Here is a 13,955-nt window from a genome sequence, read left to right as displayed (position 1 = left end):
TCGGGGCAAGAATAGCCCGTTCTGTGGACGGGGTCCACACACGTTGCAGGCGCTACGCCGAGACGCCGGAGGGGCGAATCATTGCCGCAGTGATCAGTTTTCGCGCGGCCTCGGCGTAGACGGCTCGTTCGGTGAGCGCAGCGAACGCCTTGTCGTAGTAGGACAGCTCCCGGGGCTGTGTGATGGTCAACTGTGCCGTCGCGGTTTCGACGTGCACCCGTCGGCGATCGTACATGACGAAGTTGGTTACCGTGTACAGGAACTCGGCCGATTTCGGCACCACGCCGAGCACCACGCGCGTCAAGCCCATGAGGTCGAGCAGGTGCAAGAGTTGCTCGATCCGCACGGCTTCGTCGCCGACGCCGGTGTACAGCGCGGCCTCGCCGATCAGGAAATGGAACTGATGCACGCCCTCGCGTAGCACGCGCTGCCGCTGCATTCGCGCCTCGACTGCTTCGGCGAGATCGTCGGTGCCTCCGACGAAGTCGATGCAGCGGCGCAGGATAGCCTCGGCGTAGGCGCGCGTCTGTAGTAGCCCAGTGGGAATCAGCGGGTCGAACCCGCGGATAAGGCGTGTTACCCCCTCGAGCTCGATGCTCTGCCGTTGGCGGCGGGCGTGCCCACCGGCAACTACACGCTTCCATTCGAGGTATGCGGCGTTCACGTTGCGCACCGTGGCGACGAGATCCGGCAGTGCAAGCTCGGCATTGGTGAGCTGGCACCAGTCGACGAGATCCTGCTCGGTCGGGACCTGGCGGCCGTGCTCGATCTTGGAAACCTTACTGGCTTGCCACCCCGCGAGATCGGCCAGCCGGGCACCGGAGAGGCGCGCCTCCTTGCGAAGTTCGCGGAGACGCGCCCCCAGGGCCTGTTTGGCCTGTTCTACTCCGGTCACTGCTGGTACTGCTGGTGCGGCGTCGCTGCCGCCCATACCCGATCGCGCAGTTCGCAGGCGTAGCCGACGATCACGGGGTCTGTGGTTGCGGCGACACCGGACCACCACTCGTTCTCGTCGAACACGCTGTAGGCAACGAGATCGTCGTCGATCAGCCAATAGTCATCTGCTGCCGCGTCCGCTGGTAACGCGTCCTGGCGTGGCAGCCAGCGGACCTCTTCGCCCGCCGCAATGTTGTGTGGGGTGAGAGCGAGCAGGTATCGCGTGTACGCGCCATGCGGTGTGGTGACGATTCGGGCGCGCTCGACCGCGACGCCTCGCTCGGTGGTCTCCGACACCAGTACCGCCCACGGTTCGAACCAGGGCCCGCCGGGGTCGATCGTCTCGTCGGCGAGGAACTCCGACATGGCACTGTGCTCAGACGAGGACAAGTACTCGTCGCGGGTCTCCAAGTGGAACGCGCGATGTTTCGCGCCCGCGAACAGCTCCGCGAGCCCATCACGCTGGTACAGCCGCATCCGGCATCACCTCTCGTCCGATCTCCACCTCGACGGCGGCCTCGTGCGCGGGGATCTTCATGATTTCCAACGCTTCTACATCGGTGACCAGTTTGCCGGTCACGAGGAACGTGCCCCGGTTGGTGTCCGTCAACCCTGTGAGACATGTTCCCTCGGCGGTGAACATGAGCAGCCGGTGCGGGATTTCGATCTGCTCGTCGCGGTCGGTTTTCCAGCCCTGGACGACGTACGTACCGCGGTCGCTGGTCCACACACGCGGTGAACCGCCATCGCCGGAACCGCCGCCGTTCAGTGTTACCTGCATATCGCAACCTCAATCGTGCGCATGTTGGATGGTTACACTACCGATTCTCACAGCTCACCCACCACCGTGCGAGCCGAAGCAAGAAATGTCGAGCAAGCTTCTGGCCCCGATGAGCGGCGAATCCTTAGCGTCGAATGCAGCACCCGCCGCCGGGTGACGCTCATCCTCGGCGGCGGGTGCATGCCAAGACCCAAACCAGACGCCGGGGGTTGTCCCATGGCCATACCGTCCGATATCGCCGCCTTGATAGCCGTGGATGACGCGCTGCTCGATCGCAGTGTGCTACCGCATGGCTGGCCGCATGAAGCACCAGACCGGCCGCTGAGCATCGAGGGCGCACACCAAGCGATGCAGCGGCACGCCTCGTGCCCGCGCGACACCTGTGCCCGTAAGCGCGCAGCGCACAAGGCGCTCGTCGAGGCCGGCCACATCGTGCCCGACCCGCGCAACTCCAAGAATCTCGAGGTCGGGCGGTGACGGCCGCCGGGGCGGCCCTGCCGCGACCCGATCGGCGCGATGCCGGAATCCGGCAGTACTACAGCCTCGGAGCGTTCGCGATGCTGGCGGGCCACCCGTACGCCCAGCTCGTGGCATGGCGCCACAGCACCCGGGTATGGGTGCCTTCGCCCGACATCGAAATCGGGCGGTGGCCCGGGTGGTCGCTCGCGTGCATTCGCGCGTGGTCACCCGACGGCGCGCCGTTCGGCCGCCCCCGCACAGTCGCGTTCACCGACACCGCCGAGACCATGCGGCAGTGGGGCACCACGCGCCAAATGCTGTGGACGTGCATCGACGACGGCTCGATTCCGGCCCCGGTCGTCTGGATCGACGACCGACCTGGGTGGGGTGTAAGCGAGCGGTTCTGATCTCTCCCGTGCGGTGCGGGAGTAGTAGGTAATGGAGGATATCCATGAGATACAACGCGATTCGGGCAGTCGTCACGGTCGTCGCTGTCAGCGCCGCATTGCTCGGCGGGCAGACGCTCACCACCACGCCGGTCGCGCAGGCGGCTGGCGGTGCCTGCGGGTTCGCCTTCAACAAGGAGCCTTACCTGCTGCACAACGCCGTCGTCGTCGGCGGCACGGTGAAATGCGATTCCGCCCCGATCGAGTTCCACCTCACGTTGCAGCTGTGGTACCGGTCGAGCCACAGCAATCCCACGCCGAAGGGGGAGCCAGCCGTTGTTAAGGACATCCCTAACCCCATTCGCCACGTCGCCGCAATGGCGTTGGACTGCCTGCCCGGCGTGTGGCAGGGCAAGATCGTCATGCGGGCTGCCTGGGACACCGGGACTGATGAGGTCCGCAAGGAGACCACGCCCATCATCATCCCGTGCTAGGTTGACCCCGATGAAGGTGGCTTATATCAGTAGCGGCCCTGCCACATGGTCGACCCGGTGGTTCCGGCTGCGCTTCTACCTTTACTACCGGTTTCGGGATGTCTCCCGGGAGCCCGGTTACACCAGGAAACTCCAGTGGAATTCTCGCCGCGAATACGGCGGTTGGGTCATCCGTCCATCCATCGGGTGGCGTCGGGTCCGCTGGATAACCCCGCCGCTGCACTACACGCGCGCCATTCCCGCTGACGACATGCATGCCGTCGGCAGTTGGATGCTGGCGAAGCTGGAGAAGTAGACCGGTAAATCTGATACAGCGGCCCCACCCGATCCCCTTCCGGGTGGGGCCGCTCCACGTCCGGGCTCGGGCTGCGGCCGCCTCCAAATCGAGGATCGGGCGCATTCTGTAGCGCAGATCGATACGCCAACGACGCACTCGACGACAACCGCGTCCTGCGCGCCGATGAGGGGACTTCATGAAAGGATGCGGGGGTGTAGTCCCCATTGGGCATGGGTCCTTGCACTCAGGCCGAATCCCCTCAGATTCCGTGTGGACCGCTGTGTGGACGCAGAAGGGGCATAACCCGTGGGTTATGCCCCTGATCTGCGTCGATATTGTGGGCGAAGGGGGACTTGAACCCCCACGTCCCGAAGGACACTGGCACCTGAAGCCAGCGCGTCTGCCATTCCGCCACTCGCCCGAGCGACTGGGAGACAGTATCACGGCCGCGCTCCGGATACGAAATCGCCATTTCAGAGGCCTGACCGGGGGGCTGGACAGACCTGGGAACCTCGGGCCGTCGCCGAGAGTTACAGGTGTGGACGATCGTGGATATCATGCAATGAACGTGGTCGATTGACGACACGCCATACTCGCGTGTCGTTGTTACGAATCAGGAAGAGACGCTCACCGAAGGGAGGCCGAGATGGGCATCGTTTCGCGATTCGAGCGTCGCCTGCAAGGCGCCGTCGGTGACGTGTTCGCCAGAGCATTCGGCGGCAGTGTCGTACCCCAGGAGGTGGAGGCGGCGCTGCAACGCGAGGCCGCCGACCATGTCCAGGAACTGGGCGGCGGGCATCTGCTGGCACCCAACAGCTATGTGATCACGATCAACTCCTCCGATCACCAACAGCTGGCTGCCGACCACGACCTCACCACCCGCGCGTTCGCCAAACACCTCCAGGACTACATCCGCGACCAAGGCTGGCAGACCTACGGCGAAGTACACGTGGCGTTCGAGGCATCACCTACGCTGCACACCGGACAGTTCAGGGCGAGTGGCCGCGTCGATCCCGACGTCGGACACAGAGCCAGCGCGGCTCGCGGCCCCGAATCACCGCCACAACGACCTGCAAACCCGCAACCAGGAGCTGGCCCCATGACGCAGAACTCAGGCTACGACCCGAGCCGTGAGCCCGCGGAGTCCGATCCACGCAACCGCGGGTACGCCCCACCACCTGCCGGTCGCGGCGGTCCGCAGAACGGCGCGTACCGCGACGACTACGGCCGCGGCGGCGCGTACGGGGCGGATTACCAGGCCCCGGACGCGCAGCAGGGTTACGGCGACTACCAGAACGGCTACGACTACCAGCAGGGTGGCCAGGGCTACGGCCAGCAGGGCTACGGCGAAGCGGGCTACGGCCAGCAGGGCGGCTACGCCGACCGGGGTTACGGCCAGCCGGGCTACGGCGAACCCGGTTATGGTCAGCCGGGCTACGGCGAGCCGGGTTACGGTCAGCCAGGCTACGGCGAACCGGGCTACGGCCAGCAAGGTTACGGCGAACCGGGCTACGGCCAGCAGGGCTACGCCGAACCCGGCTACGGGCAGCAGGGCTACGGACAGCCCGGCTATGGTCAGTCCGGATACACAGATCCGAGCTACGGCGACCAGGGATACGCCGATCAAGGTGGCTACGCTCAGGAAGACCAGGGCGGCTACGGTCAGGCATACTCGCAGCAACCAGGCTACGGCGCTCCGCAGGGGTACGCGGGCGCACCGGGCTACGGCGCCGCGCCGCAGGCCGGTTCCGGCTACTCGGCGACCCTCCAGCTGGACGACGGCAGCGGCCGGACTTACCAGCTGCGGGAAGGCAGCAACATCATCGGCCGCGGCCAGGACGCGCACTTCCGCCTGCCCGACACGGGCGTCTCGCGCAGGCACATCGAGGTGCGCTGGGACGGGCAGACCGCGATGTTGTCCGATCTGGGCTCCACCAACGGCACCCTGGTGAACGGCTCTCCCGTGCAGGATTGGCAGCTCGCCGACGGCGATGTCATCCGTGCCGGGCACTCCGAGATCCTGATCCGTATCGTCTGATCCCGTAAGCTCGCGGTGCAGGTCACGACATGGCTCTCGAGGGATTCGTCGGTCGTATCGTGATCGAAGTCGACCGACGGCCCTATGATGCTGCCAACACACGCGCGGCGCCGACACCGGGGCTGGCAAGACCAGCAGGCTGGTGGGGGTGGTCGAACCGCACCTACGGCACCGACGTACACGGTCGAACAGGAGGTGGAGCGCCGTGCAGGGACTGATCCTGCAACTGACCCGTGCGGGGTTCCTTCTGCTGTTGTGGTTGTTCGTGTGGGCTGTGCTGCGCACATTGCGCAGCGACATCTACGCGGCATCCGGCATTCGGATTCAGCCCAGGGCCGCTCGCGGTTCCGCGGTGCTGCCTTCCTTCAGCCGGGGCCAGAAGGGCGCCAAATTTCTTGTGGTGACTCAGGGTTCACTCGCCGGCACCCGCATCTCGCTCGGCACCCAACCGGTGCTGATCGGGCGTGCGGACGATTCCACGCTGGTACTCACCGATGATTACGCCTCGACCAGGCATGCGCGGTTGTCTCCGCGTGGTGACGACTGGTACGTGGAGGACCTCGGCTCGACGAACGGCACCTACCTCGATCGCGCGAAAGTCACCACCGCCGTCCGCGTTCCGCTCGGCACGCCGGTCCGTGTCGGCAAGACAGTGATCGAGCTGCGATCGTGACACTCGTTCTCCGCTACGCAGCGCGCAGCGACCGCGGTCTCGTCCGAGGCAACAACGAAGACTCCGTGTACGCGGGCGCCCGCCTGCTGGCACTCGCCGACGGCATGGGTGGCCATGCCGCGGGAGAAGTCGCCTCGCAGTTGATGATCGCCGCGCTCGCCCACCTCGACGACGACGAGCCCGGCGACGATCTGCTCGGCAAGCTCGACGCGGCGACCCGGGAAGGCAACGCCGCCATCGCCGATCAGGTCGAGGAGGAGCCCGAGCTCGACGGCATGGGCACCACGCTCACCGCAATCCTGTTCGCGGGCAAGAAACTCGGGCTCGTGCACATCGGCGACTCGCGCGCCTACCTGTTGCGCGGCGGCGAGCTGACTCAGATCACCCGGGACGACACGTTCGTCCAGTCGCTGGTCGACGAGGGCAGAATCACACCGGAGCAAGCACACACGCATCCGCAGCGTTCGCTGATCATGCGAGCTCTCACCGGCAACGAGATCGAGCCTACGCTGATCATGCGCGAGTCGCGCGCCGGTGACCGCTACCTGCTGTGCTCCGACGGTCTCTCCGATGTGGTCAGCGACGAGACCATCGCGAACACGATGCGTGAGGGCACCACCGACGAGTGCGCCGACCGTCTCATCGAGCTGGCGTTGCGCAGCGGCGGTCCCGACAACGTGACCGTCGTCGTGGCCGACGTCATCGATCTGGACTACGGGCAGAGCCACCCGATCGTGGCGGGCGCCGCGTCCGGCGTCGACGAGGACTCGCCTCCGCCCAACACGGCCGCGGGCCGGGCGTCGGCGTTGCGTCCGCCGCGCGCCGCGCCGCGCCGGGCCGCCGCCGCCCCCGAACCGCCCGCGAAGAAGTCGCACCGGCTGCGCTGGATCGTGCTCGCACTCGCGCTCGTCGTCGCCGTCTGCGTGGGGCTCGTGGTCGGTTACAAGATGATTCGCAGCAACTACTACGTCGGCGCCGACGACGGCTCGGTGGTGATCCTGCGCGGGCTGCCCGGTTCGATCCTCGGTTACTCGATCCACGACGTGAATCTGGTCGGCTGCGTCACCCGCAACGGTGAACTCACCCTGACCGAGCCCGGCGCGGATGTGCCGTCCTCGTGCAAGCCGTTGAAGGTCAGCGATCTGAAGCAGACCGGACGCGATCAGGTGGACAAGGGGTTGCCGCCGGGTTCGCTGGACAAGGCCAGAGACTCGATGACCTATCTCGCCCAGCGCGAGCTGCTGCCGCCGTGCCCGGTCAAGGAGACGGCACCGCAGCCGGGCATCGTCCCGCCCGCCGAGCCCGCACCTCCCGCGCCCAACGGCGCGCCGCCCGCCCCGGCAACCGGTGCACCCGCGCCGGCCCCGGCGCCGGAACCGGGTGACGCCAGAGGCTCCGAGATCAAGACGCCGACGAAGTCGGAGGCTCCTGCCGCGCCGTCGAGCGCATCGCCGAACCCCCAGACCACGGGGGAGAACTGCCGGGTGACGGACTGATGTCCGCGCCGGCACCGCCGTCGGCTGGAGCTTTTCCCAGTCCCCCGGGCGGCTTCGCTCCCGCGCCACCGCCGAGCACCAGACGAAATGTCGAGCTGTTGCTCCTCGCGGCGGCGGCGGTGATCACCACCGTGTCCCTGTTCCTGGTCGAGGCCAGTCAGGAACAGTCGATCACCTGGGACATCGCCAAGTACGGGCTGGCCTATCTGGCGTTGTTCGCCATCGCGCACTTGGCCGTGCGGCGGTTCGCTCCGTTCGCCGATCCGCTGCTGCTGCCGATCGTCGCGTTGCTCAACGGGCTCGGTCTCGTGCTGATCCATCGGCTCGATCTGGCCGATCAGCAGACTGCCGCGTACAACTCGTGGGCGATCCCCTCGCCCGACGCCACGCAGCAGATCCTGTGGACCGCGCTGGGCACGCTCGTGTTCATCACGCTGCTGATCGCCCTGCGCGACTACCGCACCCTGGCCCGCTACAGCTACACGCTCGGCCTGATCGGTCTCGTCGCGCTGACCATCCCGGCACTGCTGCCCAGCAAGTTCTCCGAGACCAACGGCGCGAAAATTTGGATCCGGCTGCCCGGCTTCAGCGTCCAGCCGGGTGAGTTCGCCAAGATCCTGCTGATCATCTTCTTCGCGTCGGTGCTGGTCGCCAAGCGTGAGCTGTTCACCGCCGCCGGTCGCCACGTGCTCGGCATGGAGTTCCCCCGCGGCCGCGACCTCGGCCCGATCCTGGCGGTCTGGATCGTCTGCATCGGCGTGCTGGTGTTCGAGAAGGATCTCGGTACCTCACTGCTGATCTTCAGCACGGTGCTCGTGATGCTCTACATCGCCACCGAACGGGTCGGCTGGCTGGTCATCGGCGGCGGACTGCTGGCCCTCGGATTCGTTTTCGCCTACCAGTTGTTCGGCCATGTGCGGGTCCGGGTGGAAACCTGGCTGCACCCGTTCGACGACTACAACAACACCGGCTATCAGATCTCCCAGTCACTGTTCGGCCTGGCCACCGGCGGTCTCGCCGGGACCGGTCTGGGCAGCGGCAGGCCCAACCAGGTGCCTTTCGCCAAGACCGACTTCATCATCACCACCATCGGTGAGGAACTCGGGCTGATCGGGCTCACCGCGGTGCTGGTGCTGTTCCTGGTTTTCGTGGTGCGCGGGTTGCGCACCGCCCTCGCGGTGCGCGACAGCTTCGGCAAGCTGCTCGCGGCCGGCCTGTCGTTCACCATCGCGATCCAGCTGTTCGTTGTCGTCGGGGGTGTGACCAAGCTGATTCCGCTGACCGGCCTCACCACACCCTTCATGTCCTACGGCGGCTCTTCGCTGTTGGCCAACTACGCGTTGCTGGCATTGCTGATCAAGATCTCCGACGCCGCCCGCGCACCCGCCCCGGTGCGGAAGAAGGAGCCGGCACCACTCGCCGACGCGCAGACGGAACTGCTGCGCCGCGACGCGGGACGACCCGAGGCGGGACCCCTGACATGAACACACCACTACGCCGAGTCGCGGTCGCGGTGATGGTGATGGTCGTCGCGCTGCTGGCCAACGCCACCTACGTTCAGGTGATCAAGGCCGACGACCTGCGCTCCGATCCACGCAACTCCCGGGTGCTGCTGGACGAGTACGCCCGCCAGCGCGGGCAGATCTCGGCGGGCGGCACCGTGCTGGCCAGCTCGGTCGCGACCGACGACCGCTACAAGTACCTGCGCGCCTACCCGACCGAGCCGGAGGCCTACGCACCTGTCACCGGTTTCTACTCGATGCAGTACGGCAGCACCGGATTGGAACGGTCCGAGGACTCGGTACTCAACGGCTCCGACAACCAACTGTTCGGCAGCCGCCTCGTCGACCTGATCTCCGGACGTGATCCGCGGGGCGGCAACGTGCTCACCACGATCGACCCGGCGATGCAACAGGTCGCCTACGACCAGTTGACCAGCAAGGGCTACACCGGCTCGGTGGTGGCGATCGAGCCGAGTACCGGCAAGATCCTCACCATGGTGTCCACGCCGAGCTACGACCCGAATCTGCTGTCGGGGCACGACGGCGCACGCGGCACCCAGGCGTGGGAAACCCTGAGTGCGGATCCGCGCCATCCCATGTTGAATCGCGCTATCTCCCAGACCTACCCGCCCGGGTCCACGTTCAAGGTCGTGGTCACCGCCGCCGCGCTGGCCAACGGCGTCGCGACTCCCGAGGACCAGTTCACCGCCGCGCCGAATATCACGCTGCCCGGCACCAGCACCACACTGGAGAACTACAACGGCTCTACGTGTGGTCCCGACCCGACCGCTTCGCTGTTCGAGGCGTTCCGGCGCTCCTGCAACACCGCGTTCGCCGAACTCGGCGTCAAGGTGGGCGCCGCGAAACTCAAGGACGAAGCGGCCGCGTTCGGTATCGGACCGCACCCCGGGATTCCGATGCCGGTGGCGGAGAGCACCGTCGGCACGATTCCCGATGACGCGGCGCTGGCGCAGAGCAGCATCGGGCAGCGCGACGTGGCGTTGACGCCGTTGCAGAACGCGGTCGTCGCCGCGACTATCGCCAACGGCGGCGTCCGGATGGAGCCATATCTGGTCGATCAGTTGCAGCGCCCGGATCTGAGTGAACTGTCCAAGACCAAGCCGGTCTCGGTCGGCCAAGCCGTCAGCGCAGAGGTAGCGTCGAACCTGACCAACCTGATGATCGCGTCGGAGAGCAACACCGCCGGAGGTGGCCGGACCCCTTATCAGATCGCGTCCAAGACCGGCACCGCGGAGCACGGGTCCAACCCGCGCAACACGCCGCCGCACGCTTGGTACATCGCGTTCGCCCCCGCCCAGAACCCGAAGATCGCCATCGCGGTGATCGTAGAGAACGGTGGGGACCGGGCGCTTGCCGCGACCGGTGGTTCGGTGGCCGCGCCGGTGGCTCGCGCGGTCTTGGACGCCGGTCTTCGAGGGGGCTGAACGATATGGATGTGCGAGTGAAGGTACGGGGACCTCGATGCTGAACAACGGTGCGATGATCGCCGACCGGTACCGGCTGCAGCGACTGATCGCGACCGGCGGCATGGGCCAAGTCTGGGAAGCGCTGGACACGCGGCTGGACCGCCGGGTCGCGGTCAAGGTGCTGAAGTCGGAGTTCTCGGCCGACCCGACGTTCCGGCATCGATTTCGCACCGAGGCGAAGACCACCGCCCAGCTGAATCATTCCGGTATCGCGGGGATCTACGACTACGGCGAGACCATCGATCCGCAGGGCAGCGAGATCGCCTATCTGGTTATGGAGTTCGTCCAGGGCGAGCCGCTGAACACCGTGCTCAACCGGCTCGGCAGATTGTCGGTGGCCCAGGGCCTGGACTTGCTCGAGCAGACCGGGCGAGCGCTGGAGGTGGCGCATCGCGCGGGCGTCGTGCACCGCGACGTGAAACCGGGCAACATCCTGGTCACCCCCACCGGCCAGGTAAAGATCACCGACTTCGGTATCGCCAAGGCGGTGGATGCCTCCCCGGTCACCAAGACCGGCATGGTGATGGGCACCGCCCAGTACATCGCGCCGGAACAGGCGGTCGGCGAGGACGCCACCGCAGCCAGCGATGTCTACTCGCTCGCCGTGGTCGGTTACGAGGTGCTGGCCGGACAGCGGCCGTTCACCGGCGAGGGGGCGCTCACCGTCGCGATGAAACATGTTCGCGAGACTCCGCCTCCGATGCCTGCCGACCTTCCCGGCAACGTTCGCGAACTGATCGAGATCACGATGGAGAAGGACCCCACCCGCCGATACGCCAGCGGTGGCGAGTTCGCCGACGCGGCCGCCGCGGTGCGCGCGGGCCGGCGTCCGCCTCCGCCGAGTGGAGCCCACCCCGCCGCGCCGTTGACCGGCGCCACGCGGGTGCTCCCACCGGGCCCGACCGCCGTGATCCCCTCCGCGTCAGCCGACTTCGACGGTGCGACGGTGCGCTACTCGACGCCCGCGGCCGGCTCGGTGGACGCGGCGAATCGCGCGGGTACGGTCGCAGCTCCGGCCACCATGCTCAGCCGTGGCGCGGCGGGCAATCCACCGCCCGGCGACGACAAACGCTTCACCCCCACACAGAAATGGCTGGCCGGGCTCGGCATCGGCGCCGTACTGCTCGGTGCCCTCACGGTCTTCCTGCTGTTCGGTGGGGACACCAACCCGGGATCGACGCCCTCGCCGACCACGGCGATCGTGCCGAACCCGAAGCCCGCCCCGCCGGTTGCCAGCACCACCACACCCAAGCCCGCACCTCCTCCGGTGGTGACCGAAGCCCCGGAACCGACCACCATCGAGCCGACGACCACGACCCCGGAGCCGACGACGACCACCCCGCCGCCCACCACCACGGCACCGAGCACGACGAAGCCGACCACAACCGCGCCCTCGGCCACCACCACCCGGCCGCGGGTCCCCACCATCGAAATACCATTCCCGGAGATTCCCGGCGCCCGAGGTCCCTCGGCTACCCGCAGCGGATTCGCCACTCCTTCGCAAGGACAGCCATGACGACCCCGAAGAATCTCTCGTCTCGCTACGAGCTTGGCGAGATCATCGGGTTCGGCGGTATGTCCGAGGTGCACAAGGCGCGCGATGTCCGGCTGAGCCGGGACGTGGCGATCAAAGTGTTGCGGGCGGACCTGGCTCGCGACCCCACCTTCTACCTTCGGTTCAAGCGCGAAGCGCAGAACGCCGCAGCGCTCAACCACCCCGCCATCGTCGCGGTCTACGACACCGGCGAGGCCGAGATCGACGGTGGTCCACTGCCGTACATCGTGATGGAGTACGTGGACGGCGATACGCTGCGCGACATCGTGCGCGGCAAAGGGCCGATGCCGCCGCGCCGCGCGATGGAGATCATCGCGGATGTCTGCGCCGCATTGGATTTCAGCCACAAGGCCGGAATCGTGCACCGCGACATGAAGCCCGCGAACATCATGATCAACCGCTCGGGCGCGGTGAAGGTGATGGACTTCGGCATCGCGCGTGCGATCGCCGACAGCTCCAACCCGATGACGCAGACCGCGGCGGTGATCGGCACCGCGCAGTACCTCTCGCCGGAACAGGCCCGCGGCGAAACCGTGGACGCCCGCTCGGACGTCTACTCCGTCGGTTGTGTGCTGTTCGAGATCCTCACCGGCGAGCCGCCTTTCACGGGCGACTCGCCGGTCGCCGTCGCCTACCAACACGTCCGGGAAGATCCGCGGCTGCCTTCGCACGTACATCCCGGGGTACCGCGCGAGCTGGACTCGGTCGTGCTCAAGGCGATGAGCAAGAACCCGGCCAACCGGTATCAGACCGCCGCCGAGATGCGCGCCGACCTGATCCGGGTGCTCGGCGGCCAGAAGCCCAGCGCACCGATGGTGATGACCGACGAGGACCGCACCACCATCATGGGCGCGGACGAGCCCCCGCCGCGCAGCTACCGCACCGTCGAGCGCGACGACGACACCGCCGAGCAGGATCCGGCCGAACCGAACGGCCAGCGTCGGCCTGCCTATATCGCCCTCGGGGCCGTCGCGGCCGTCGCCGTGGTGTTCGCGCTGTTCTGGGTGCTGCTCGGGCCGGGAAGCCGACCGGATCAGGTCGCCGTTCCCGACCTGTCCAACAAAACCTCGCAGCAGGCTCAGGAGGCTTTGCAGAAGCTCGGCTTCACGGTGGCGATACAGCAGAAGCCCGACAGCAAGGTCGCCACAGGCAACGTGATCGCGACACAGCCGCTCGGCGGCTCGCGGATCGATGAGGGAAGCACCGTCACAGTCCAGGTATCCACCGGGCCCGCGCAGGTACAGGTGCCGAAGCTCACCGGTCTCACCCAGCAGCAGGCCGAGCAGGAGTTGAACTCCAAGGGCCTGCGGATGAACCCGAACGTCGAGCGCATACCGTCGAGCACCGCCGAGAAGGATCAGGTGATCGAGCAGAATCCGTCACCGGGTTCGAAGGTCGACGTCGACTGGGAGGTCGTCGTCACGATCGGCACCGGCCCCGAGGCGGTCCGCGTCCCGTACGTCGTCGGCCAGTCGATCGATGTGGCGCAACCGAACATCGAGGGCAACGGATTCAAGGTCGTCGTCCAAGAGGTGCAGTCTTCGAAACCCAAAGGCGAAGTGGTCGCTTCCAGTCCGGCGGGCGGCAGCAACGCGGAGAAGGGCTCCACGGTCACCGTCCAGGTGTCCGCGGGTGATCTCAAGATGCCGTCGCTGCTCGGTCTCACCGTCTCGCAGGCCGTGGAGAAGCTGCGCGCCGAAGGCTGGACCGGTAGCACCAGTCAGATCAGCCAGTCTCCGCAGGGCACCTTCGACGCGGGCAATGTCGGCCGCATCCTCAGCCAGCAACCGTCGGCGGGCAGTTCGATCCAGAAGAACAGTGCCATCCTGGTCGGCGTGGGGGTGCTGGGGCCGCCGTGACCGGCCGCGGTC

General features: G+C 67.0%; 14 protein-coding genes and 1 tRNA gene. 11 read left to right on the top strand and 4 right to left on the bottom strand.

Annotated features, from left to right (window positions below):
• Positions 1-52: 52 nt before the first annotated feature.
• From M8859_RS13085 to M8859_RS13075, 3 genes are read right to left on the bottom strand one after another with little or no spacing between them, the layout of a single operon-like run.
• On the bottom strand, positions 53-931 hold the full coding sequence (locus M8859_RS13085) for a helix-turn-helix domain-containing protein (RefSeq protein WP_249644280.1): 879 nt from the start codon (positions 929-931) through the stop codon (positions 53-55).
• Entirely contained in the window at positions 892-1,413 is a 522-nt protein-coding gene (locus M8859_RS13080; protein WP_195069864.1) for a DUF6879 family protein, read from the bottom strand. The genes M8859_RS13085 and M8859_RS13080 overlap by 40 nt, the downstream gene beginning before the upstream one ends.
• Positions 1,394-1,717 (bottom strand): hypothetical protein, encoded by a 324-nt coding sequence (locus M8859_RS13075; protein WP_159922272.1) that lies wholly within the window; start codon positions 1,715-1,717, stop codon positions 1,394-1,396. The genes M8859_RS13080 and M8859_RS13075 overlap by 20 nt, the downstream gene beginning before the upstream one ends.
• 216 nt (positions 1,718-1,933) lie before the next feature.
• Here M8859_RS13075 and M8859_RS13070 point away from each other — a divergent pair, with 216 nt between their 5' ends.
• From M8859_RS13070 to M8859_RS13055, 4 genes are read left to right on the top strand one after another with little or no spacing between them, the layout of a single operon-like run.
• Entirely contained in the window at positions 1,934-2,194 is a 261-nt protein-coding gene (locus tag M8859_RS13070) for a hypothetical protein (RefSeq protein ID WP_249644279.1), read from the top strand.
• The gene (locus M8859_RS13065; protein WP_195069865.1) at positions 2,191-2,583 is read left to right on the top strand and encodes a hypothetical protein; all 393 of its coding nucleotides are present in this window, start codon (positions 2,191-2,193) and stop codon (positions 2,581-2,583) included. Before M8859_RS13070 ends, M8859_RS13065 begins: the two co-directional genes overlap by 4 nt.
• Before the next feature lie 44 nt (positions 2,584-2,627).
• Positions 2,628-3,056: a hypothetical protein gene (locus tag M8859_RS13060; RefSeq protein WP_195069866.1), complete on the top strand. Its 429-nt coding sequence runs from the start codon at positions 2,628-2,630 to the stop codon at positions 3,054-3,056.
• Positions 3,057-3,066: 10 nt separating this feature from the next.
• The gene (locus M8859_RS13055; RefSeq protein ID WP_159922268.1) at positions 3,067-3,351 is read left to right on the top strand and encodes a hypothetical protein; all 285 of its coding nucleotides are present in this window, start codon (positions 3,067-3,069) and stop codon (positions 3,349-3,351) included.
• Between the two features lie 320 nt (positions 3,352-3,671).
• Here M8859_RS13055 and M8859_RS13050 read toward each other — a convergent pair.
• Positions 3,672-3,754: transfer RNA gene (locus M8859_RS13050), tRNA-Leu, on the bottom strand.
• Positions 3,755-3,979: 225 nt separating this feature from the next.
• Between M8859_RS13050 and M8859_RS13045 the strand changes: the two genes are divergently transcribed.
• The 7 genes from M8859_RS13045 (at position 3,980) to pknB (ending at position 13,943) form a co-directional block, all read left to right on the top strand.
• Complete coding sequence (locus M8859_RS13045; RefSeq protein ID WP_249644278.1) at positions 3,980-5,371, top strand: FHA domain-containing protein; 1,392 nt, start codon at positions 3,980-3,982, stop codon at positions 5,369-5,371.
• Positions 5,372-5,576: 205 nt separating this feature from the next.
• Positions 5,577-6,044 (top strand): FHA domain-containing protein FhaB/FipA, encoded by a 468-nt coding sequence (locus tag M8859_RS13040; RefSeq protein ID WP_014980860.1) that lies wholly within the window; start codon positions 5,577-5,579, stop codon positions 6,042-6,044.
• A complete protein-coding gene (locus M8859_RS13035) occupies positions 6,041-7,540 on the top strand; it encodes a PP2C family protein-serine/threonine phosphatase (protein WP_159922264.1) in 1,500 nt (499 codons plus the stop codon). Before M8859_RS13040 ends, M8859_RS13035 begins: the two co-directional genes overlap by 4 nt.
• The gene (locus tag M8859_RS13030; RefSeq protein WP_159922262.1) at positions 7,540-9,024 is read left to right on the top strand and encodes an FtsW/RodA/SpoVE family cell cycle protein; all 1,485 of its coding nucleotides are present in this window, start codon (positions 7,540-7,542) and stop codon (positions 9,022-9,024) included. Before M8859_RS13035 ends, M8859_RS13030 begins: the two co-directional genes overlap by 1 nt.
• Positions 9,021-10,487: a peptidoglycan D,D-transpeptidase FtsI family protein gene (locus M8859_RS13025; protein WP_159922260.1), complete on the top strand. Its 1,467-nt coding sequence runs from the start codon at positions 9,021-9,023 to the stop codon at positions 10,485-10,487. Before M8859_RS13030 ends, M8859_RS13025 begins: the two co-directional genes overlap by 4 nt.
• 37 nt (positions 10,488-10,524) lie before the next feature.
• Positions 10,525-12,045 (top strand): protein kinase domain-containing protein, encoded by a 1,521-nt coding sequence (locus M8859_RS13020; protein WP_159922258.1) that lies wholly within the window; start codon positions 10,525-10,527, stop codon positions 12,043-12,045.
• Positions 12,042-13,943 (top strand): Stk1 family PASTA domain-containing Ser/Thr kinase, encoded by a 1,902-nt coding sequence (gene pknB, locus M8859_RS13015; protein WP_159922256.1) that lies wholly within the window; start codon positions 12,042-12,044, stop codon positions 13,941-13,943. Before M8859_RS13020 ends, pknB begins: the two co-directional genes overlap by 4 nt.
• Positions 13,944-13,955: the final 12 nt, after the last annotated feature.

It is taken from the genome of Nocardia sputi, from assembly GCF_023501985.1.
The sequence above is the reverse complement of the archived record's forward strand: the minus strand, read 5'-3'. Positions and strand labels throughout refer to the sequence as shown.